Origin of the sequence: Micromonospora sp. NPDC006766 (genome assembly GCF_040636055.1) — a bacterium.
GTDB lineage: Bacteria > Actinomycetota > Actinomycetes > Mycobacteriales > Micromonosporaceae > Micromonospora.
The window spans coordinates 1-19745 of the sequence record NZ_JBEYIX010000023.1 but is presented as its reverse complement, the minus strand read 5'-3'; the positions used below and the strand labels follow the sequence as shown (position 1 = coordinate 19745).

At 71.2% G+C, this 19745-nt stretch carries 19 protein-coding genes and 2 pseudogenes; 8 read left to right on the top strand and 13 right to left on the bottom strand.

Translation table 11 applies throughout. The annotated features are described in order from the left end of the window. The first annotated feature begins 151 nt into the window (after positions 1 to 151). Entirely contained in the window at positions 152 to 838 is a 687-nt protein-coding gene (locus ABZ671_RS19555) for an HU family DNA-binding protein (RefSeq protein WP_357859683.1), read from the top strand. 130 nt (positions 839 to 968) lie between these two features. Then, positions 969 to 1223: a hypothetical protein gene (locus ABZ671_RS19550; protein WP_357859680.1), complete on the top strand. Its 255-nt coding sequence runs from the start codon at positions 969 to 971 to the stop codon at positions 1221 to 1223. Positions 1224 to 1970: 747 nt separating this feature from the next. Here ABZ671_RS19550 and ABZ671_RS19545 read toward each other — a convergent pair. The 11 genes and pseudogenes from ABZ671_RS19545 to cofC form a co-directional block, all read right to left on the bottom strand. After that, positions 1971 to 2099: a helix-turn-helix domain-containing protein gene (locus ABZ671_RS19545; RefSeq protein WP_357859844.1), complete on the bottom strand. Its 129-nt coding sequence runs from the start codon at positions 2097 to 2099 to the stop codon at positions 1971 to 1973. A gap of 5 nt (positions 2100 to 2104) precedes the next feature. Beyond that, a pseudogene (locus ABZ671_RS19540) lies at positions 2105 to 2224 on the bottom strand (IS607 family transposase); the annotation flags it as partial. A gap of 183 nt (positions 2225 to 2407) precedes the next feature. Further along, the gene (locus ABZ671_RS19535; RefSeq protein WP_357859677.1) at positions 2408 to 3289 is read right to left on the bottom strand and encodes an NUDIX hydrolase; all 882 of its coding nucleotides are present in this window, start codon (positions 3287 to 3289) and stop codon (positions 2408 to 2410) included. A 22-nt stretch (positions 3290 to 3311) separates the two neighbouring features. Continuing rightward, complete coding sequence (locus tag ABZ671_RS19530; RefSeq protein WP_357859674.1) at positions 3312 to 4394, bottom strand: dipeptide ABC transporter ATP-binding protein; 1083 nt, start codon at positions 4392 to 4394, stop codon at positions 3312 to 3314. A 9-nt stretch (positions 4395 to 4403) separates the two neighbouring features. Continuing rightward, positions 4404 to 5543: an ABC transporter ATP-binding protein gene (locus ABZ671_RS19525; RefSeq protein WP_357859671.1), complete on the bottom strand. Its 1140-nt coding sequence runs from the start codon at positions 5541 to 5543 to the stop codon at positions 4404 to 4406. Positions 5544 to 5612: 69 nt separating this feature from the next. Then, positions 5613 to 6596 (bottom strand): ABC transporter permease, encoded by a 984-nt coding sequence (locus tag ABZ671_RS19520; RefSeq protein WP_357859668.1) that lies wholly within the window; start codon positions 6594 to 6596, stop codon positions 5613 to 5615. Positions 6597 to 6732: 136 nt separating this feature from the next. Next, positions 6733 to 8472 (bottom strand): ABC transporter substrate-binding protein, encoded by a 1740-nt coding sequence (locus ABZ671_RS19515; RefSeq protein ID WP_357859665.1) that lies wholly within the window; start codon positions 8470 to 8472, stop codon positions 6733 to 6735. Positions 8473 to 8510: 38 nt separating this feature from the next. Further along, on the bottom strand, positions 8511 to 9500 hold the full coding sequence (locus ABZ671_RS19510; protein ID WP_357859661.1) for an ABC transporter permease: 990 nt from the start codon (positions 9498 to 9500) through the stop codon (positions 8511 to 8513). Between the two features lie 293 nt (positions 9501 to 9793). Then, the gene (locus ABZ671_RS19505) at positions 9794 to 11959 is read right to left on the bottom strand and encodes an RNA degradosome polyphosphate kinase (protein ID WP_357859841.1); all 2166 of its coding nucleotides are present in this window, start codon (positions 11957 to 11959) and stop codon (positions 9794 to 9796) included. Positions 11960 to 12043: 84 nt separating this feature from the next. Then, positions 12044 to 12241 carry a cold-shock protein gene (locus tag ABZ671_RS19500; RefSeq protein WP_357859838.1) on the bottom strand — a complete coding sequence of 66 codons (198 nt, stop codon included), beginning with the start codon at positions 12239 to 12241 and terminating at the stop codon, positions 12044 to 12046. 30 nt (positions 12242 to 12271) lie between these two features. Beyond that, positions 12272 to 12883: pseudogene (gene cofC / locus ABZ671_RS19495) on the bottom strand (2-phospho-L-lactate guanylyltransferase); the annotation flags it as partial. A 122-nt stretch (positions 12884 to 13005) separates the two neighbouring features. Here cofC and ABZ671_RS19490 point away from each other — a divergent pair. The 4 genes from ABZ671_RS19490 to ABZ671_RS19475 all read left to right on the top strand — a co-directional run bounded on the left by ABZ671_RS19490 (position 13006) and on the right by ABZ671_RS19475 (position 16853). Further along, complete coding sequence (locus tag ABZ671_RS19490) at positions 13006 to 13731, top strand: lysophospholipid acyltransferase family protein (protein ID WP_357859658.1); 726 nt, start codon at positions 13006 to 13008, stop codon at positions 13729 to 13731. Then, positions 13728 to 14744, top strand: a complete 1017-nt coding sequence (locus tag ABZ671_RS19485; protein ID WP_357859655.1) for an NAD(P)H-dependent glycerol-3-phosphate dehydrogenase — start codon at positions 13728 to 13730, stop codon at positions 14742 to 14744. The genes ABZ671_RS19490 and ABZ671_RS19485 overlap by 4 nt, the downstream gene beginning before the upstream one ends. A 7-nt stretch (positions 14745 to 14751) precedes the next feature. Beyond that, positions 14752 to 15867, top strand: a complete 1116-nt coding sequence (locus ABZ671_RS19480) for a cystathionine gamma-lyase (protein WP_357859653.1) — start codon at positions 14752 to 14754, stop codon at positions 15865 to 15867. A 200-nt stretch (positions 15868 to 16067) separates the two neighbouring features. After that, positions 16068 to 16853 carry a putative protein N(5)-glutamine methyltransferase gene (locus ABZ671_RS19475; RefSeq protein WP_357859650.1) on the top strand — a complete coding sequence of 262 codons (786 nt, stop codon included), beginning with the start codon at positions 16068 to 16070 and terminating at the stop codon, positions 16851 to 16853. Between the two features lie 26 nt (positions 16854 to 16879). On the opposite strand, the gene ABZ671_RS19470 is transcribed toward ABZ671_RS19475, so the two are convergent. Further along, the gene (locus ABZ671_RS19470; protein ID WP_357859647.1) at positions 16880 to 17083 is read right to left on the bottom strand and encodes a DUF397 domain-containing protein; all 204 of its coding nucleotides are present in this window, start codon (positions 17081 to 17083) and stop codon (positions 16880 to 16882) included. Between the two features lie 9 nt (positions 17084 to 17092). Further along, positions 17093 to 17938, bottom strand: a complete 846-nt coding sequence (locus ABZ671_RS19465) for a helix-turn-helix transcriptional regulator (RefSeq protein ID WP_357859644.1) — start codon at positions 17936 to 17938, stop codon at positions 17093 to 17095. A gap of 271 nt (positions 17939 to 18209) precedes the next feature. Here ABZ671_RS19465 and ABZ671_RS19460 point away from each other — a divergent pair, with 271 nt between their 5' ends. Further along, on the top strand, positions 18210 to 18440 hold the full coding sequence (locus ABZ671_RS19460; RefSeq protein WP_357859641.1) for a hypothetical protein: 231 nt from the start codon (positions 18210 to 18212) through the stop codon (positions 18438 to 18440). A gap of 187 nt (positions 18441 to 18627) precedes the next feature. Then, positions 18628 to 19728 carry a D-alanine--D-alanine ligase family protein gene (locus ABZ671_RS19455; protein ID WP_357859638.1) on the top strand — a complete coding sequence of 367 codons (1101 nt, stop codon included), beginning with the start codon at positions 18628 to 18630 and terminating at the stop codon, positions 19726 to 19728. Positions 19729 to 19745: the final 17 nt, after the last annotated feature.

Genomic DNA, 19745 nt, shown 5'->3' with positions numbered 1-19745 from the left:
GCTTTTCGCCCCCACCGGCCCGGCCGGTGGGGGCGATTCCGTTACGACACAACGCCTTTTTTCCACCGAATGTTTGTATCCCGGCATCACAGGGCATACCGTGCGCGCAGAATGGCTCGCGTCGAGTCAGTTGCACAATCGGGAGGAAGTCGTGAACAAGGCCGAGCTCATCGAGGCGCTCGCCGTTCGCCTGGGGGACCGGAAGACGGCGACGGCCGCGCTCGACGCGGTCCTCGCTGAGGTCCAGGCGGCGGTCACCAAGGGCGAGAAGGTGGCGATCACCGGATTCGGAGCGTTCGAAAAGCGCGTCCGGGGTGCCCGAACAGCGCGCAACCCGCGGACAGGCGAGGCGGTGAAGGTCAAGAAGACCTCCGTCCCGACCTTCCGCCCGGGCGCTGGCTTCAAGGAGATGGTGGCCAGCGGCAAGGTGCCGAAGGACACTGCCGCCGCCAAGAAGATCACCGCAGCCGCCGCCAAGGCCGCCGCCGGCACGAAGGCGGCCGGGGCCAAGGCGGCCGCGGCGAAGAAGACCACGGCGGCCGGCGCGGCGAAGAAGACCACCGCGGCCGGCGCCGCCAAGAAGACCACCGCGGCGAAGGCCGCCAAGACCACCACCGCGGCGAAGAAGGCCGCCCCGACCAAGAAGGCCACGGCGGCGAAGAAGACCACGGCCGCCAAGAAGGCCACGGCGGCGAAGAAGACCACGGCCGCCAAGAAGACGGTGTCGGCGAAGAAGACCACGGCGGCGAAGAAGACCACGGCGGCGAAGAAGACCACCGCCGCCAAGAAGGCGCCCGCGAAGAAGGCACCGGCCCGGAAGGCCACCACGCGGCGTTGACCGCACCGGCGAAAGGGGCGCCCACCATCCGGGTGGGCGCCCCTTTTTGTGGGTAGGGCGTTGACCCGCCGTAGCGCGTGCCCGCAGAATCCTCGTGCCGAAACCCCCGTCGGCCACGAGAAGAGGCGCCGTGCGCCACCGCCAGCTACCCACCGCCGCGCTCGCCCTCGGCGTCGTCATCCTGCTGGACGTCCTTCGAATCTGGCTGCCCTCGGTCATCACCATCTTCGGGCAGGCGGCCGGAACCCCGGCCGAACTCCTCGGCGCCTTCGCGCTCGCCTGGTTCCTCGCCGCGCCCGCCGCTCCGCCGTTCGTACGCCGGCTCGGCCCCGGCCGGTTGGTCTGGCGGCGGCCGGGGTACTGGCGGCGGCCCGGCTCGCCCTGACCCCCGGGCCCGGCGGTCGGCTCCAGTTCTGGTTGGCCTGCGCCGGGCTCCTCGCCGGCCTGCTCTGGCTCGCCGCCACCGCCGCCCGCACCGAGCGGCCGGTGCGCGGACTGGTGCTGGGCCTGGTCCGGCAACGCGGTCGGTCACGCCCTGCTCGGCACGGCGGACCTGGTCTGGCGGGACGGTCGGCTGGCGTGGCCGCTCAGCGCGCTGTTGGTCGGGGCGTTCCTTGCCGCACAGGCCCGCAGCACGGCGGCGATCCGGGCCGCATCAGCGGCGTACGGTCAAGGCGGCGCACGGGCCTGGCTGCTGGCCGGCCCAGCGGTGCTGCTGGCCGGTCAGGTGGCCCTCTCCCCGGCACTGTGGAACGCCGCCGAGTCCTACGGCCACAGCACGCGGGCTTCGGGCTCACCCGTCCGACTTTCCCGGGCTGGGCCTCCCGCCGGAACACGTCTCGACCTTCGCCGAAGTCGCCGTCGGAGTGTTCCTGTTGGCGGCGTTCACCCGACCGCCGAGGCACCTCGCCCGGGTGCTCTGGCCGGCCGCGTTGCTGACGGGGGTGGTGCTCTTCGCCGCCGGCCGGACCGGTTGGCTGAGACCGGCGTACGTGCTGGTCGCCGGCGGCCTTGCCGGCTGTCTCGCCCTCGCCGACACGGATGCCGGCAACGGCACCGAGAACGCCTCCTCGCGGCGTGGCTACGCCGCCGTCGGCGGGATGCTGCTCTTCGCCATCGCGACGGTCGTCTACTACGCGGCGGCGGCCGCCTTCACCCTGGCCAAGGCCCAGTTGTACGCCACCCTGGCCGCGCCCGCGTGCGCCAGCACCGCCCGCTCCTGTGACGGGGTCAGGTCCAGGGCGAACCGGTACGCCTGCATCGCCGTCACGACGGCGGGTCCTGCGTGGTGGCGGCCTCGACCGCCCGACGCGCCCGATCCGCGCCAGCCCGACGGCCGTAAAGACGCGCGCACAACGAGGTCAAGACCTCCGTGACGTCCCCGACCGGCCCGGGCTTACCGCAGGCGACGTGGCCACCCCGCGTACCACGGCCAGCGACCACCTTCCCGTCGCGGTCACCCGCACCCTGGGCTGAGCCCCGCCCCGCCCCCGCCCCGCCCCCGCCCCGGGGGGCGGCCGTTAACAAGGGGCCCCTGCTCTACCGGAGGCGTTAACAGGGGGCCCTTCCTTACAAGCGGTCGGCGGCGAGTAGGTGGTCGTTGGCGAAGGCGAGCAGCCAGCCGCCGCCCTTGGGGGTGGTGAAGTCGTCCGTCCGGCCGGTGAGGCGTTCCAGCAGGCCCGGCATCACCTTGCCCTGGCTGCACACCGCGACCGGGTCGCCGGCGGCGGCCAGGGCGGTGAGGCAGGCCGCCGCGGCCAGGGCGCACTCGTCCGGCTGCTGGCCGGGCTTCGGTTCGTCCAGGTCGCCGGTCACCTCGATCGGCAGGTCCAGCAGTGCGGCGGCCGGATCGAGGGTCTGCACGCAGCGGCGGGCCGAGGCGGCGAGCAGTCGTACCGGGCGGACCACGGCCACCAGCTCGGCCAGCGCCCGCGCCTGGGCCCAGCCCTGCGCGTCCAGCGGCCGCCCGGTGTCAGGGCCGGTCCAGGTGCCTCGCCGGCCGGCGTGTGCGTGCCGGAGCAGCAGCACGGTGTTGGTGACCGGCGGCAGCGCCGCGAACGCGGCGATCACCTCGGCGTCGCGTGGGTAGCTGATCCGGCGTACCGCCTCGTCGACCCCGAACCAGCGCACGTCGTCGACCTCGGTGCCCGGCTGAAATCCGCCGCTCGCGGCGGCCCGCATCGACCAGTGGTCGACCGTCTTCGGCCGCCCCTCGCTGCGGTAGCGGACCGTGGGCAGGCGCACCTGCGGCACGGCCCGTACGTCGGTCTCCTCGGCGACCTCGCGGACGGCGGCCCGCAGCGGGTGTTCCCCGGCGTCCAGCCTGCCCTTGGGCAGTGACCAGTCGTCGTACCGGGGGCGGTGCACCAGGCAGATTTCGACGCCACCGGCCCCCGGACGCCAGACGACCCCGCCCGCCGCTCGGATGCCCACCGGCTCGTCGTCCGTCATCCGCTCACGGTAAGGGCCGCGCTCAGGCGTCGTCGCCGGTTTCCGCAACGAGCGAGGCCGCCGGCGGGGCCGCGAAATGGCAGGCCACGAGCTGCCCTGCCGCCTTCTCCTCCAGCGGCGGCGCAGTGGTGGTGCAGATCTCCGCTGCCTTCCAGCAGCGGGTGCGGAACCGGCAGCCCGAGGGCGGATCGACCGGACTGGGCACATCCCCGGCGAGCCGAATGCGTTGCTTCGGCGGCGTACCGCGCACCACGCCGAGGTCCGGCACTGCGGAGAGCAATGCCTGGGTGTACGGGTGCCGCGGCGCGGTGTAGACAGATTCGCGTGGGCCGATCTCGGCGACCTGGCCGAGATACATCACGGCGACCCGGTCACAGAAGTGCCGCACGACGCCGAGATCGTGGGCGATGAAGATGAACGCTATGCCGAACTCCTTGCGCAGATCCTCAAGGAGGTTCATGACCTGCGCCTGAATGGAGACGTCGAGCGCACTGACCGGTTCGTCGGCAACGATGACGCGCGGCCGGGCCGCCAGCGCCCGAGCGATGCCGATGCGCTGCCGCTGACCGCCGGAGAACTCGTGCGGGTAACGGTTGTAGTGCTCGGGGTTGAGCCCCACCACCTCGAGCAACTCCTGTACCCGGGGGATCTCCTTCCCCTTCGGCACGATGTCGTGCACCCGAAGGGCCGTACCCACGATCGTGCCGACCGTGTGACGCGGGTTCAGCGACGAGTACGGATCCTGAAAGATCAGCTGGATCTCCCGCCGGTACGGGCGCAGCTGCCGCTCGTCCAGCTGGGCGATGTCGACCCCCTGGTAGAGGATCTGCCCGCTCGTCGGCTTCAGCAGCCGCGTGATCAGCCGGCCGGTGGTCGTCTTGCCGCAGCCGGACTCGCCGACCAGGCCGAGGGTCTCCCCTTCACGCAGGGTCAGCGAGATGCCGTTGACCGCCTGCACCGCGCTCGAGCTACGCCGCAGCAGGCCACCGCCGCGGAGGGGGAAGTGCATGACGAGGTCCTTGAGCTCCAGCAACGGGGCGCCCGGCACGCTCGGGATGCGGGCGCGGGCCGGGGGCGCTGCGGACTCGGTGGCAGTCGTTGTCATGAGGTTCCCTCAAGGCAGCCGAGGCAGAACTTCGGCCTCGAAGAGCTGGTCAGGTTGGTAGAGGTGGCATCGGGACATCCGTGCGCCGTCTGTGGTGCGCGGCCTCAACTCCGGCAACTCCTCCCGGCAGGCCGCGTTCGGGACGCGGGACACGTACTCGCAACGCGGGTGGAACGAGCAGCCCTTGGGGAGCGCGAGCAGGCTCGGCGGCGTGCCGGGGATCGGGCGCAGCCGGGCCGACGCCCCGGACACCGCCGGGATGCTGCCGAGCAACCCCCAGGTGTACGGGTGCGCCGGTGCCGCGAGGATCGAGTTCACCGGGCCGTACTCGACGCATCTGCCGCCGTACATGACGAGGATGTCGTCGGCGATCTCCGCCACGACGCCGAGGTCGTGGGTGATGAACAGCACCGCGGACCCGAACTCCTGCTGCAGATCCATGATGAGGTCGAGAATCTGCGCCTGCACCGTGACGTCGAGGGCCGTCGTCGGCTCGTCGGCGATGAGCAGTTTGGGGTTGTTCACCAGCGCCATCGCGATCATGACGCGTTGGCGCATCCCGCCGGAGAACTGGTGGGGGAAGTCGTCCAACCGGCGCCGGGGGCTCGGGATGCCGACCATGCTCAGCATCTCGACCGCCCGCTCCCGCGCGGCGCGCTTGGACACGTTGTTGTGCTCCCGGTAGGCCTCCATGATCTGGTTGCCCACTGTGAAGAACGGGTGCAGCGAGGACTGCGGATCCTGGAAGATCATCGCGACGTCGGCCCCACGGTGGCGCCGCAGCCCCTCCTGGCTCATGCCGACGATCTCGGTGCCGCCCAGGCTGATCGAACCGGCGACCCGAGTGCTCCTGGGATCATGCAGACCCATGATCGCCATGCTCGACACGCTCTTGCCCGAGCCGGACTCACCGACGATGGCCACCGTACGACCCAGCGGCACCGAATAACTGAGCCCTTGGACGGCATGCACCTCGCCGTCCGAGGTCGGGAAGGCGACGGTGAGGTCCCGTACGGACAGGTACGGCTCACCGTCCGGTCGGCCCTGAGCACGCCGGGCGCGGCCGACGGTCTCCGGCTTCCCCACGCCGGCGGCGTCGGCGGCGTCGCGAGCCGCTGGAACGTGGGCTCCCACGGTCTCCTCAGCCATGCTGTCGCCTCGTCTCGAAAGTCCCGGTCGCTGCGCCGAAGGCGTGTTGCCACGCGCGCCCTGTGTGGATCATGCAAGCCTCACCCGAGGATCGAGAACGGTGTAAACGATGTCGACGATCAGGTTCATGACGACCAGCGCGACAGAGCCGACCAGGACGGCGCCCATGAGCACCGGCAGGTCGAAGAAGGAGAAGGCCCGCAGCGTCAGCACGCCGAGCCCCGGCAGGCCGAAGATCGCCTCGGTGAAGATCGCTCCGGTCAGCTGGAACGCGAGGTCGAGCCCGAGGATCGTCGCGATCGGTGTGATCGCCGCCCGCAGACCGTGCCGGTAGACGACGCGGCGCTCACTGATGCCCTTGGCCCGGGCCGTCCGCACGTAGTCCTCACCGAGCGACTCGATCATCGCCGCCCGGGCATAACGGGTGTAACCAGCGGCGTTGGTGAGGCCCAGGATGACCCATGCGCTGACCAGCCCGGCCGCCCAGGCGAAGGGATTGTCGAAGAACGAGGTGTACTCGGATCTCGGCAGGATCGTCCCGGCCACGTACAGGGCTGCCAGCAGCGCCACGACGAAATACGGGACCGAACTGATTCCCAACGACGCGCCGACGGTCAGCCGGTCCACCGAGGTGCCGCGGAGCCGCGCCGCGACGGTCCCGGTGAGCACGCCGATGAACAGATAGACCACCGCGCCGCCGATGACGATGGACACGGTCACCGGCAGTGCGTTGCCGATCAGCTTCGTGACCGGTTGACCCAGCTGATAGGAGTAGCCCAGGCAGGGAGCGGGGCATTCGACGGTGGTGCCCCCGGAGCTGAAGGTGCGGCCGACGACGACGCCCTTCATGTAGTTGGTGACCTGCGCGAGGAACGGCTCGTCGAGGCCGAGGCTCTTGGTGATGTCCGCGATCCGCTCCGGGGTGCAGTTGCGACCGCACATGGCACCCGCCGGATCGGTGGGGGCGAGGAAGAAGAGACCGAAGCTGGCCACCATCGTCACGACGATCACGGAGATCGCGATGGCGATCCGCCGCAGGATGTAGGTCAGCATCGCCGGGCTCCTCAAAAGTCGTGCTGACGCCGGACCGCGGTCCGGGCGGGAAGGAATCGCAGATGATTGGGGGGTATCGGGTGGCGGGCCGCTCCCGGTCGAGCTGCTCGGCCGGGAGCGGCCCACAAAGGGCTGGCTAGCTCTTGAGGTAGAGGTTCTGCAGGAACGGCATACCGACCGTGCCGTCGCCCTCACCGCCACCGACGTTGGTGCCGACCAGGATGGCCATCTTGTCGTAGTAGCGCGGGATCGCCACGTACATTTCCATGATCTTCTTGTCGAGCTCGCCCCACTTGGCCGCGGCGTCCGCGGCGGGCAGGGCAGCAGCGGCGTCGATCTCGGCGTCGAGCGCCGGGTCGCTCATCATGCCCCAGCTCAGGTTGTCCTTGAGGCTCTGGCTGCGGAACAGGACCGGGAACCAGCTACCACCGGTCGGCCAGTCCGAGCACCAGCCGCCGGGCGACTGGCCCATGTTGACCGGCGACTTCTCGTCGTAGTCGTTGGCCTTGGAGCGCAGGTCGGCGGTGGCAACGCCGATCGGCTTCGGCGTGAAGCCGGCCGCCTTCAGCGCCTCCGACCGGATCTGCGTGACCTGCTGCGGGATCGGCTTGGTGTTGTCGTAGTACCAGCTGACCTCGAAGCCGAGCTTGCCCGCCTCCTCAAGCATCTTCTTGGCCGCGGCCGGGTCGCCCTGGCCTTCGCCGGTCAGGTCGGCCACCGGGGCGTACTTGTTGTAGCCGGGCACGCTGGGCGGCAGGATGGTGGTGGCCGGCTCGGCGATGTAGTCGTTGAGGCCGGCCGCCTTCCAGATCTGGTCGTACGGCCAGGCCTTGGCGATCGCCTTGCGGACCTCCAGCGGGATCTTGCGGGTGTCCATCTGGTACACGATGGTGCACGGGCTGGAGCCCTTGACCAGCTGGTTCATCTTGTCGCCGGTCAGCTGCGGGATCAGCGAGGAGTCGATGTTCGCGTAGTTGAGGGCGTTGGCGTCCTGGCCGGCGCTGTTGAGCACCTGCTGCTGGGTCTTGACGTCGTCCTGGCCCCACTTGAAGTCCCAGGCGTCGACGTACTGGTGGCGCGCCGGGTCGGTCTTGGCGTCCCAGTAGGTGTTCTTCTTGAGCTTGAGCTCGGTGCCCGGGGTGAAGGCGTCGAACTGGTAGGGGCCCGTCGTCATCGGGTTGTTCTTGTAGTCCTGCCGGTTGTCCTTCGCCTTGGGGATCGGCGTGAACATCGGGAAGGTCATGTAGAACGGCAGGTCGGCGAAGGGCTTGTCGAGGTGGATCACCAGGGTGTTGGCGTCCGGCGTCTCCACACCGTCGTACTTGTCACCGGAGACGTAGGGGCCCTTGTACGCGTCGGCGCCCTTGAAGTAGTCGGTCTGGTACGTCGGCCCGTTGATGAACACGTCGTGGGCGAACGACCGCTTGATCGCGTACGCGATGTCCTCGACCTTGACGTCCGTGCCGTCGGCGTACTTGATGCCGGACTGCATCTTGAACGTCCACGTCAGCTTGTCGTCGGAGACCGTCCCGAGGTCGGTCAGGTCCGGCACCAGCACCGGCATGCCCTTGCGCATGGTGAACTGTGTGGGCGTACGGAACAGCAGCTTGCCGATCTCATTGCTGTCCGTGTAGTAGATGTCGGTCGGGTCGAACGTGTTCGGCGTCGACTGCGAGTAGACCGTCAGCGTCCCGCCGCTGCGCGCCCCCGGCACCTCCGGCGCCGGCCCCTTGGCGTTCGGGTCGGCCGCCATCTGATCCTGGGCGATCTCGGACTTGCCCTGCGAGCCCTTGTCCTTGGACTTGGAGTCGCCACAGCCTGTCACGCCCACGGTGGCCAGGGCGGCCACCGCGACGAAAGCCGTTAGTTTCCTCACGACCTCGCACTCCTCTCAGTTGCTTGCTGGATGACCCGTCAACGACGGGTCTTGGGGTCGAAGGCGTCACGGACGGCGTCTCCGAGGAGACTCAGGACGAGCACCAGGATCGTGATGCCGAGGACCGGCAGCCACAGGTAGAGCGGCTCGGTCCGGTAGTAGGTCTGGGCGGCGGCGATGGTGACGCCCCAGGACGGCGTCGGCTCGGTCAGCCCGACGCCGAGGAAGGTCAGGCCCGCCTCGGCCACGATGTAGCCGGGCAGGGCGAGTGACATCGAAATGACGATCGGCGCGACCAGGTTGGGCAGCAACTCCTTGAACAGGATCGACCGGTTGCCCACGCCCAGCACCTTGGCCGCCGAGACGAATTCCCGCTCGCGCAGCGACAGCACCTGCCCGCGGATCAGCCGGGCGAGGCTCGCCCACCCGAAGAAGGAAAGGACCGCGACCAGGGAGAAAAGGCGGACCTGGCCGACCTGCGCCGGGTCGGTGTTCTCCACCGCGCCGTAGACGACGGAGATGATCACGGCCGGCATCGCGATGGCAAAGAGCAGGTAGGGCAGGCTCAACACGAAGTCGATGACCCAACCGAGCACCCGGTCGATCCAGCCACCGAAGAAGCCCGCGATCAAACCCACCACCACACCGACGATCGTCGTGATGACGGTTACCAGACCGGCGACCATCAGCGACGGGCGGGCACCGTAGACCCAGCGGGCGAACAGGTCGCGGCCCAGCCGGGGCTCCACCCCGAACCAGTGCTCGCTGTTGGGGCCGTCGATCGGGAAGCCGTAGCGGTCGGTCAGCGTGAAATCGTTGGTGTACGGGTCCTGGCCCTCCAGTTTGGCCAGCAGCGGTGCGAAGATCGCAATCAGGACATAGGCGATGAAGATGGCGAGGCAGACCATCGCCACCTTGTCCTGCCGCAGCCGAATCAGTGCGATCCGTATCGGTGACCTGCTCGTCGTGGCCGGCTTCCCGTCCGACCCGAGCCGTGGGCTCGGCGGCCGAGACTCGGAACTGACCACGACGAAAGGCTTCTCGGCCCCGCGGGAATCGCCGGCACTGCCAAGCTTCCCTTGGGCTGCCGCCCCTGACCCATCCACACTTGGAAACCTAGTGATCGTTCATGGGTGAGGGAATACCTTTGGCAGCCCCGTCGATAACAGATACATTACGTCATTGGCCTGTGGGGAAAAACGTCATGATCAATTGGCCACAGTGGGTATCCCAACCGTAACACCCATGCGCGGACAACGATTACAACGCAATTTACGTTACAGTTCAATAACTACTGACCTAAGGGGACGCTGACGCCCACTCAGCCGGCCGTCGCGCCGATTCGGCGCAGCAGCAGATCCTGCAGGTGGTCCAGCGGCTCGTCTCCGGTGCCGGTACGCCGGCTCCAACTTCCGTCCGCGGCCAACTCGAACGCGTCCACCTCCGGGCTGAATGCGGCGGTCAACACATAGTCGAGCTCGGCCCGGGCCACCGGGTCGCTCACCTGCACCAGCGCCTCCACCCGCCGGTCCAGGTTGCGGTGCATCAGGTCGGACGACCCCATCCAGAACTCGGCGTCGCCGTTGTTGCCGAACCGGAAGATGCGCGAGTGCTCCAGGAACCGGCCGAGGATCGAGCGGACCCGGATGTTCTCCGACAGCCCCGGCACCCCCGGGCGCAGGGTGCACATCCCCCGGATCAGCAGGTCGACATGCACGCCAGCCCGGGAGGCCCGGTAAAGGGCGTCGGTGACCTCCTCGTCCACCAGCGCGTTCACCTTGATCTGCACCAGGCCCGGCATGCCGAGCCGGACGTGCGCGATCTCCCGCTCGATCCGCTCGATCAGGCCACTGCGGATGCCCTGCGGAGCCACCAGCAGCCGCCGGTACGCGGTCTGCCGGCTGTAGCCGGTGAGCACGTTGAACAGATCGGTCAGGTCCGCGCCGATCTCCGGGTCGGCGGTGAGCAGGCCGAAGTCCTCATAGGTCCGGGCGGTCTTCGGGTGGTAGTTGCCGGTGCCGAGGTGGCAGTAGCGGCGGATCTGATTGCCCTCCTGGCGTACCACCAGGGCGGTCTTGCAGTGCGTTTTCAGACCGACCAGGCCGTAGACGACGTGGCAGCCGGCGCGTTCCAGGGTGCGGGCCCAGCCGATGTTCGCCACCTCGTCGAAGCGCGCCTTCAGCTCCACCAGCACCACCACCTGCTTGCCGGCGGCGGCCGCGTCGACCAGCGCGTCCACGATCGGGGAGTCGCCGCTGGTGCGGTAGAGGGTCTGCTTGATGGCCAGCACGCCCGGATCGGCGGCGGCCTGCTCGATGAAGCGCTGCACGCTGGTGGCGAACGAGTGGTACGGGTGGTGCACCAGCACGGCGCCGTCGCGCAGGGTGGCGAAGACGCTGCGCGGCACCTCGCCCTCGGTGAGCCGGGGATGGGTCGCCGGCACGAACGGTGGATCCTTCAGCTCGGGGCGGTCGGCCTCGCCGTAGACCTGCCAGAGCGCGGAAAGGTCCAGCAGGCCGGGCACCCGCAGCACCTCCTGGTCGTGCATGTCCAGCTCGCGGACGAGCAGCTCCAGCATGCGGTCGGAGATCGAGGCGGCGACCTCCAGCCGGACCGGCGGGCCGAAGCGGCGCCGGGCCAGCTCCCGCTCGAGCGCCTGGAGCAGGTCCTCGTCGCGGTCCTCGTCCACCTCCACCTCGGCGTTGCGGGTGATGCGGAACAGGTGGCACTCCACCACCTGCATGCCGGAGAAGAGCTGCCCGAGGTGCACCGAGATGAGGTCCTCCACCGGGATGAACCGGACGCCGGGGGCGTCTCGGGACACCCGGACGAAACGCGGCACGTTGTTGGGCACCTTCACCCGGGCGAACAGCTCCGAACCGCCGTCCGGGTCCCGTACCGAGACGGCGAGGTTCAACGACCGCCCCGAGATGTACGGGAACGGGTGCGCCGGGTCCACCGCGAGCGGGGTGAGCACCGGGAAGATGTGCTCCCGGAACCAGGTGCGCAGCCGTTCCCGCTCCGGATCGTCCAGCTCACCCCAGCGCAGGATCCGGATGTCCTCCTCGGCCAGCCTCGGCAGCACGTCCTCGACGAAGCAACCGGCGTGCCGGGCGACCAGGTCGGCGGCCTTCTCCGCGATCAACTCCAGCTGCGTACGCAGCGGCAGCCGGTCGCCGCCGCGGACCGGCAGGCCGGCGGAGAGCCGCCGCTTCAGCCCGGCCACCCGCACCATGTAGAACTCGTCGAGGTTGCTGGCGAAGATGGCCAGGAACTTCACCCGTTCCAGCAGCGGCGTACGCGGATCCTCGGCCAGCGCCAGCACCCGGGCGTTGAAGTCGAGCCAGGAGAGCTCCCGGTTGAGAAACCGGTCCTCGGGCAGCGGCTGCGCCGCCGCCCGGTCGGCGTACAGGCCGGGGCCCTCGACCGGGTCGAGTGACTCCTCCAGACCGGCGGAGGCCGCCGCGAGGTCCAGGCCGGTCGGCATGTTCTCGGGGTGCTCGCGAGGGGTGCTCACCCCCTCATGATTCCCCGATTCTGGTGAACCGAAAATGAACTCGGGGCAGGTTGCTCAGGCCATCGTCGGTAACGTCACGCGGACGATCTCACCCGCCGCGTCCCGCTCGATCCGGACCCGCTGGCCGAGCCGGAGCAGCCGCAGCCCGGAGGCGTCGAAGGCGCGGGCCGGGAAGGGCAGCTCGGTGCCGTCGTCGAGCAACAGCAGGCCGCTGCGGGTCGACGCGTCGTAGGTGGCCACCGTGCCCTGCATGCCAGCACCGTACCCGACGGCCCGGCGCAGCAGCGCCGCCGTGCGTGGACCCGGACCCAGCCGTACGGCGGCGGCCAGGTCGGCGGGAGTGTCCACGTCCCGGCGCAGGGTCGGCCAGTCGCCGTCCAGCGGCAGCGCCCCGCTCGCCGCGTGCGCCGCCGCCGAGCCCACCCCGAACCGGGGGTCCAGCGGTACGCCGGCCGGCGCGGCGAGCAGCACGGTGCCGCTGGCCGGGGCGTCGGCCACGAACCCGCGTACCCCGGGCGGATTGGCCTCGACGGCCCGCAGCGCCGCGGCGAGCTCGCCCGGGCGCAGCGCCGGCAGGTCGGCGGTGAGGCCGGCCACCGGGGCGCGCGGGCCGGCGACCGCCGCGCCGTGCCGGAAGGCCGCGTTCAGCCCGGCACCCGGGTCGGGTGCCACCCGCGCGCCGGACGCCGTCGCCTCGGTCGCCACCCGCGCGTCGTCGCTGACCACCAGGACCTCGCCCACGGCCGGGCAGGCCCGCACCGCGCGGACCGTGTCGGCCGCCAGCGCCAGCGCCAGCTCCTCATGGGGTACGCCGGGCAGCGCGCCCCGCAGGCGGCTCTTCGCCGCCCCGAGGCGCTTCACCGGCACCACGACGGTCCAGGTCGGCTCGGGCACGTGACCATCCTGCCAGTCGGACGGCGGTACCCTCACTGGCCGGACTCAGGGCGAGCAGGCATGATTTCGTCGCGGGCGTGGCGTGGCGTGCGGGTCGGGTCGGGGCACTACGAGGAGGCAGGGTGGCACCGCGGAGGCTGGGATTCTGGCAGTGGCTGGCCGTGGTGCTGGTCAAGCCGGTGCTGATCGTCTGGACGCGGCGCACCTGGCGGGGCATGGAGCACCTGCGCCACGAAGGCGGCATCATCATCGTGCCGAACCACGTCTCGCACGCCGACCCGCTGGTCTCCGCGCACTTCATCCACGACGCGGGGCGCTGGCCGCGGTTTCTGGGCAAGGCCAGCCTGTTCCGGGTGCCGGTGATCGGCGGGATCCTGCACCGGTGCCAACAGATTCCGGTGGAGCGCGGCACCGTCGAGGCGGCCAGGTCGCTGGACAAGCTGGTCGCCGCGGTGCGGGCGGGTGGCGCGGTGGTGATCTACCCGGAGGGGACCATCACTCGTGAACCGGACCTTTGGCCGATGAAGGGCAAGACCGGGGCGGCCCGGCTGGCGCTGGCCACCGGCGCGCCCGTGATCCCGGTCGCCATGTGGGGACCGGAGCGGATGTTCAACCCGCGCACCTCTCGGCTCGGGCTGCGCCCACGGACCCCGGTGACGGTGGTGGCCGGGCCGCCGATCGACCTGAGCAAGTGGGCGGGTGCCACGCCGACCCGGGCCACGCTGGAGGAGATGACCGACGAGATCATGCTCCGGATCCGCGACATGGTCGCCGAGATCCGCGGCGGCACCCCACCGCCGCTGTGGGCGCGTCCCGCAGCTACCCGCAGCCGCGAGGTGAAGGAATGAGCGAGCGGGGCGGGCATGTGGCGGTGCTGGGGGCGGGGTCCTGGGGGACGGCGTTCGCCAAGATCCTCGCGGACGCCGGTCGGAATGTGACGATCCTGGCCCGGCGGCGGTCGGTGGCCGAGGCGATCCGGACCGAGCGCCGCAACCCGGAATACCTGCCCGACGTGCGGCTGCCCGACCGGGTCACCGCGACCGGTGACGCCGAGGAGGCGATCGCCGGGGCCGAGGTGGTGGTGCTTTCCGTGCCGTCGCAGACGCTGCGCGGCAACCTCGCCGCGTGGACCCCGTACCTGGACCCCGACGCCACGCTGGTCTCCCTGATGAAGGGCATCGAGCTCGGCACCACCAAGCGGATGAGCCAGGTGATCATGGAGGCGGCCGGGGTGCCCGCCGACCGGGTGGTGGTCGTCTCCGGGCCCAACCTGGCCCCCGAGATCGCCGCCGAGCAGCCCGCCGCGACCGTCGTCGCCGGCACCGACAGCCGGCGGGCCACCCTGGTCCAGTCGTCGATCCGCACCCCGTACTTCCGCCCGTACACCAACGACGACGTGGTCGGCTGCGAGCTGGGCGGGGCGGTGAAGAACGTGATCGCCCTGGCGTACGGGATCGCCACCGCGATGGGCTTCGGCGACAACACCCGCGCCATGCTGATGACCCGCGGCCTGGCCGAGACCGCCCGGCTGGGGGTGGCGCTCGGCGCCGACCCGATCACCTTCGCCGGCCTGGCCGGCATGGGCGACCTGGTCGCCTCCTGCTCCTCGCCGCTGGCCCGCAACCGCACCTTCGGCGAGCACCTGGGTCGAGGTGCGACGCTGGAGCAGGCGCAGGTGGCCACCCGGCAGACCGCAGAAGGGGTCAAGAGCGCGCTGGCCGTCCGGGACCTGGCCCGGGCACACGGGGTGGAGATGCCGATCACCGAGCAGGTCGAGCGGATCTGCCACGAGGGGATGGACCCGCGGCTCGCCGTGGACGCCCTGATGAGCCGGACCGCGAAGCCCGAGTCGTACGAGTGAGACGGCGATGACCGACTGGGGTGACGGCACCCGCAGCGTGCACGCCGGGCTGCCCGCGCCGACGCCGGGGGCGCCGTTTCTGCCCGGGCCGGTCTTCGCCGCGCCCTACCATCTCGACCCGTGGCAGGGGCCGGCGGCGGCACCCAACGGGTACGGCCGCCCCGACAACCCGACCCGGCGGCTGCTGGAGGCGGCCATCGGGGAGCTGGAGGGCGGGGACTGCCGAGTCTTCGCCACCGGCCAGGCGGCCATCACCGGGCTGCTGCTGGCGCTGCTGCGCCCCGGCGACACGGTGCTTCTCCCCACCGACGGCTACTTCCCGGTACGCGGGTTCGCCACCGACACGCTGGCTGGCATCGGCGTACGCGTCGACTTCGTGCCGACCGCCGGCCCGTACCCCTCGTTCGAGGGGGTCCGGCTCGTGCTGCTGGAGACCCCGGCGAACCCCGGCCTGGACGTGGCCGACGTGCCGGCGCTGGCCGCCGCCGCGCACGCCGCCGGGGCCCTGGTCGCGGTCGACAACACCACCGCCACGCCGCTCGGGCAGCGGCCGTTGGACCTCGGCGCCGACGTGGTGGTGGCCTCCGGCACCAAGGCGCTCACCGGCCACTCCGACCTGCTGCTCGGTTACGTGGCGACCCGCCGCGCCGAACTGCTCGACCCGGTGACCGCCTGGCGCACCACCACCGGCGGGGTGCCCGGACCCTTCGACTGCTGGCTGGCGCACCGCTCGCTGGCCACCATGGACCTGCGGCTGGCCCGGCAGACCGCCAACGCAGCGGCCCTGGCCCGGCTGCTCGCCGGCCGCGCCGACGTCGCCGGCCTGCGCTGGCCCGGGCTGCCGGAGGACCCGGCGTACCCGGTCGCCTCGGTCCAGATGCGACGAATGCCCGGGGTGCTCTCGTTCGACCTGGGTGATGCCGACCGGGTGGCCCGGTTCCTCGACGCGTCCCGCCTGGTCGCCGCCGCCACCTCGTTCGGCGGGGTGCACACCACCGCCGACCGGCGGGCCCAGTGGGGCGACGACACCGCCCCCGGCTTCGTCCGGCTCTCCTGCGGCATCGAGGACACCGCCGACCTGGTAGCGGACGTCGCCGCCGCGCTGGACGCCAGCGCGGCCTGACGCGCCTCAGGCCGACCGCCGGGGCGGCCCGACGGCGTCGGCTCCGCTATCGTGACGGGCAGCCACGGCCCGCGAGGGCCCCGACCGGAGGAGGTGGGACCGATCCAGCAGCGAAGGACCGGCGCTCCCTCCGAGTCCGCGTCGCCCCGAAACTAGGCGACGCCGGGAGTGCCGACGAGGCGTTCCCGAAAGGCATGTCCATGGCACCGTCTCATCCTGACCGTTCCGCCCTCGTCGCCCGGCTTCGCGCCGCCGGCTGCGTCTACGCCGAGGAGGAGGCGGAGCTGCTGATCGGCGCCGCCGACACGGGCCAGGCGCTGGCCGACCTCGTCGATCGCCGGGTCGCCGGCCGGCCGCTGGAGCACCTGCTCGGCTGGGCCGAGTTCTGCGGCCTGCGAGTCGCCGTCGACCCCGGGGTGTTCGTGCCCCGGGGTCGGACCGCACTGCTCGTCTCCGCCGCCGCGGCGGTCGCCGGGCCGGCGCCCGCAGTGCTGGACCTCTGCTGCGGCTCGGGCGCCGCCGCGCTGGTGCTGCACGGCCGGCTCGACCCGCGCTGGCTGGCCGCCGCCGACATCGACCCGGCCGCCGTGGCCTGCGCCCGCCGCAACCTCGCCCCGCTGGGTGTGCCCGTCTATCAGGGCGACCTGTTCGGGGCCGTCCCGTCCGAGTGGCGGGGCCGGCTCGACCTGGTGGTGGCGAACGCTCCGTACGTGCCGAGTGGCGCGCTGGCGCTGCTGCCGGCGGAGGCGAGGCTGTACGAGGTGCCGGTGGCGTTGGACGGCGGCGTGGACGGGCTGGCCGTGCTGCGCCGGGTGGCGGCCGGGGCGGCCGAGTGGCTCACCCCGGGCGGGCACCTGGCGGTCGAGGTCAGCGCCGCTCAGGCCGAGGCGCTCTGCGGGGTGCTGGCCGCGGCGGGACTGGTGCCGACCGTGGTGCACGATGAGGAGTTGGACGCCACGGCCGTCACCGCCCGTCGGCCCGGCTGACGACGGGCCGAGGGCGAAGGGCGGGATCAGCGGTGCGGCGGCGCGCTGGTGAAGGCAGCCCAGGAGGCCGGGGAGAAGACCAGCACCGGGCCGGCCGGGTCCTTGGAGTCGCGGACCGCGACCGCCTCCGGCAGCAGCGCCGCCTCGACGCACGCGCCCTCGTCGCCGCTGTGGCTGCTCTTGCGCCAGCCGCTGACCGGCGGGCGGGGGCTGTTCCTGGCGTTTGTCAACACAACGTTCTACCTCTCGTTCAGCAGGCGGAGGAGCTGATCCCGGCTGGCCGCCGGGCTCAGCGCCACGGTCCGCAGGTGCTCCATGATCTTGGTGCAGGTACGCAGGTCGCCCGGCCGGTCCAGGATCATCTGCCCGGCGACCGTCTCCACGGAGGCGATGATCGGGTCCTCCGGGTCGGCGAACTCCAGAATGTGCAGCGAGCCCCGGGTGCCTCGGTGGTAGCCGGCCGTGAGTGGGATCACCTGCACGGTGATGTTGGGCAGTTCGCCCATCTTCAGCAGGTGCTGTAACTGGGCCTCCATCACGGACCGGCCGCCGACCGGGCGAAGCAGCGCGCCCTCGTCGAGGATGGCGTCGAATATCGGTGGTTCGTCATCCGTGAGCCGCTGCTGCCGGTCGAGCCGCAGGTGGACCCGCTGCTCCACCTGCTCGTCGCTGAGCGTGTGCGGGCCGCCGCGCATCACGCCGCGGATGTAGTCGGCGGTCTGGAGCAGCCCGGGCACCACCGAGGGTTCGAAATTGGCGATCCCGGTGGCCTCCGCCTCCAGGGCGATGAAGTCGATGGTCCGCCGGTCCAGCAGGTACGAGTAGGAGACCCACCAGCCGGGCTTTCGGGCGTCCTTGGCCAGCTGCACGGCCGCGGCGATGTCGTCCGGGCTCACTCCGTAGAGGGTGAGCAGGGCGCGCACGGTGGCCGGTGTGACCAGGGTCTGGGCGTTCTCGTAGCGGGACAGGGTGCTCCGGGTGCTGTTGATCTCGTCGGCCGCGGCCTCGAGGGTCAGGCCGGCGGCCTCCCGGTGGGTTCGCAGGGCGATGCCGAGCCGTCGGGCTCGGGCGGTCTTAGGCGCCATGCATCGATGGTCGCACATTCAACGGGAAGATGGGCATGAGAGAATGCCGATGAGAGTTGCATTCACGCGTGTCCACCTGTCAATCTGTATCCACGTCCTCACCGCCGGTTGTCGTGGCGACGGTGGCGGTGAGCGACCGGAGGGGATGGGGCGCGCGGTGGTCGGGTTGAAACTCCCCCACGGCCTGACCGCCGCGTGCCCCTACCGGCGAACCGACGGAAGGGGATCGCATGACGACGCGCTGCTGCCCCCCGGACGGCGGTGGACGGGCATGACCCGCTTTCTCGTGGTCCTCACCGACGTCCGGCCTCTCGACGGCATGGCGCGCAACGAGCGGGTGAGCCCGGAGCGCCGCCGACAGGTGGTCGGGGCGAGCAGCCGGGATGCGGCGGACCGGATCGCCGGCGCCTTCATGGCGCTGGGCATGGTCCGCGCCGGACGGCAGCGGGTCAAGGTCATCGCGGTCGGTCGCCGTCCCCGTGTTTCGGTACACCCGGGCTGAATCCGCCCGCCTCGCAGACCCGAACGAGTCGGGGCGGGCCGTCGGGCGGCCGGTGGCAGGTCCCGCCGCCGGCCGCCCGTCTCCCCGGGTATCGGCTGCCCGCTCTCGGCACGCGCAGTAAGGTCAACCGGGTGAGCGCCACCGGCGAGCACGACCAGCCGTAGTCGCGACGAAGAGGTGACCACCAGTGACCACCCCTGGCAAGATCCGTGTGGCGATCGTCTTCGGTGGTCGCAGCCCCGAGCACGGCATCTCCTGCGTCAGCGCGGGCAGCGTGCTGAGCGCGCTGGACCCGGACGAGTTCGAGGTGGTCCCGGTCGGCATCACCCGGCAGGGCCAGTGGGTGCTGGCCAGCGGCGACCCGAACCAGCTGGCGATCCAGGACCGCAAGCTGCCGGAGATCACCTCCGGATCCGGGGCCGAGCTGGTGCTGCGCGCGGACCCGGCGGCGGGTGGCCTGATGGTGCTCGACCCGACGCAGGGCCCGCGGGCCCTCGCGGACGTGGACGTGGTTTTCCCGGTGCTGCACGGCGCGTACGGCGAGGACGGCACCATCCAGGGCATGCTGGAGATGGCCGACATCCCGTACGTCGGGGCGAACGTGTTCGCCTCCGCCGCCGCCATGGACAAGGAGTTCACCAAGAAGCTCTGCGCCGCCGAGGGCATCCCGGTCGGCCCGTACGTGGTGCTGCGCAACGGGATGACCATGACCGAGGAGGACAAGGAGCGGCTGGGCCTGCCGGTGTTCGTCAAGCCGTCCCGGGCCGGCTCCTCCTTCGGCATTACCAAGGTCGACGACTGGTCGCTGCTCGACGCGGCGGTCGCCGTCGCCCGGGAGATCGACACCAAGGTGCTGGTCGAGGGGGCCGTCGTCGGTCGCGAGATCGAGTGCGGCGTGCTGGAGGGCGAGGCCGGCGGCGCCCCGGAGGCGTCGGTGCTGGCCGAGGTGCGGATGGTCGGCGGCCGCGACTGGTACGACTTCGAGGCCAAGTACATCCACGCCGACGAAGTCTGCGAGTTCGACGTCCCCGCGCACCTGCCCGAGCGGGTCACCCGCCAGGTGCAGGAGTACGCCACCCGCGCGTTCACCGCGCTGGACTGCTCCGGCCTGGCCCGGGTCGACTTCTTCGTCACCCCCGAGCTGGACGTCTACCTCAACGAGATCAACACCATGCCGGGGATGACCCCGACGTCGATGTTCCCGCGCATGTGGGCGGCGAGCGGGCTGGAATATCCCAAGCTGGTCCACCGCCTCATCCGCGCCGCCCTCCGCCGCGCCGGTCGCTGACCGACCGGCGCGGCGGC

Excerpts from the sequence above, each read along its gene's own strand:
- ABZ671_RS19485 (WP_357859655.1), top strand. The coding sequence starts at position 13,728 with ATGAGCGAGCGGGGCGGGCATGTGGCGGTGCTGGGGGCGGGGTCCTGG.
- ABZ671_RS19505 (WP_357859841.1), bottom strand. The coding sequence starts at position 11,959 with ATGCCGACCGGCCTGGACCTCGCGGCGGCCTCCGCCGGTCTGGAGGAG.
- ABZ671_RS19520 (WP_357859668.1), bottom strand. The coding sequence starts at position 6,596 with ATGCTGACCTACATCCTGCGGCGGATCGCCATCGCGATCTCCGTGATC.
- ABZ671_RS19535 (WP_357859677.1), bottom strand. The coding sequence starts at position 3,289 with ATGACGGACGACGAGCCGGTGGGCATCCGAGCGGCGGGCGGGGTCGTC.
- ABZ671_RS19480 (WP_357859653.1), top strand. The coding sequence starts at position 14,752 with ATGACCGACTGGGGTGACGGCACCCGCAGCGTGCACGCCGGGCTGCCC.
- ABZ671_RS19475 (WP_357859650.1), top strand. The coding sequence starts at position 16,068 with ATGGCACCGTCTCATCCTGACCGTTCCGCCCTCGTCGCCCGGCTTCGC.
- ABZ671_RS19460 (WP_357859641.1), top strand. The coding sequence starts at position 18,210 with ATGACCCGCTTTCTCGTGGTCCTCACCGACGTCCGGCCTCTCGACGGC.
- ABZ671_RS19545 (WP_357859844.1), bottom strand. The coding sequence starts at position 2,099 with ATGCAGGCGTACCGGTTCGCCCTGGACCTGACCCCGTCACAGGAGCGG.
- ABZ671_RS19465 (WP_357859644.1), bottom strand. The coding sequence starts at position 17,938 with ATGGCGCCTAAGACCGCCCGAGCCCGACGGCTCGGCATCGCCCTGCGA.
- ABZ671_RS19500 (WP_357859838.1), bottom strand. The coding sequence starts at position 12,241 with ATGCAGGGCACGGTGGCCACCTACGACGCGTCGACCCGCAGCGGCCTG.
- ABZ671_RS19530 (WP_357859674.1), bottom strand. The coding sequence starts at position 4,394 with ATGACAACGACTGCCACCGAGTCCGCAGCGCCCCCGGCCCGCGCCCGC.
- ABZ671_RS19525 (WP_357859671.1), bottom strand. The coding sequence starts at position 5,543 with ATGGCTGAGGAGACCGTGGGAGCCCACGTTCCAGCGGCTCGCGACGCC.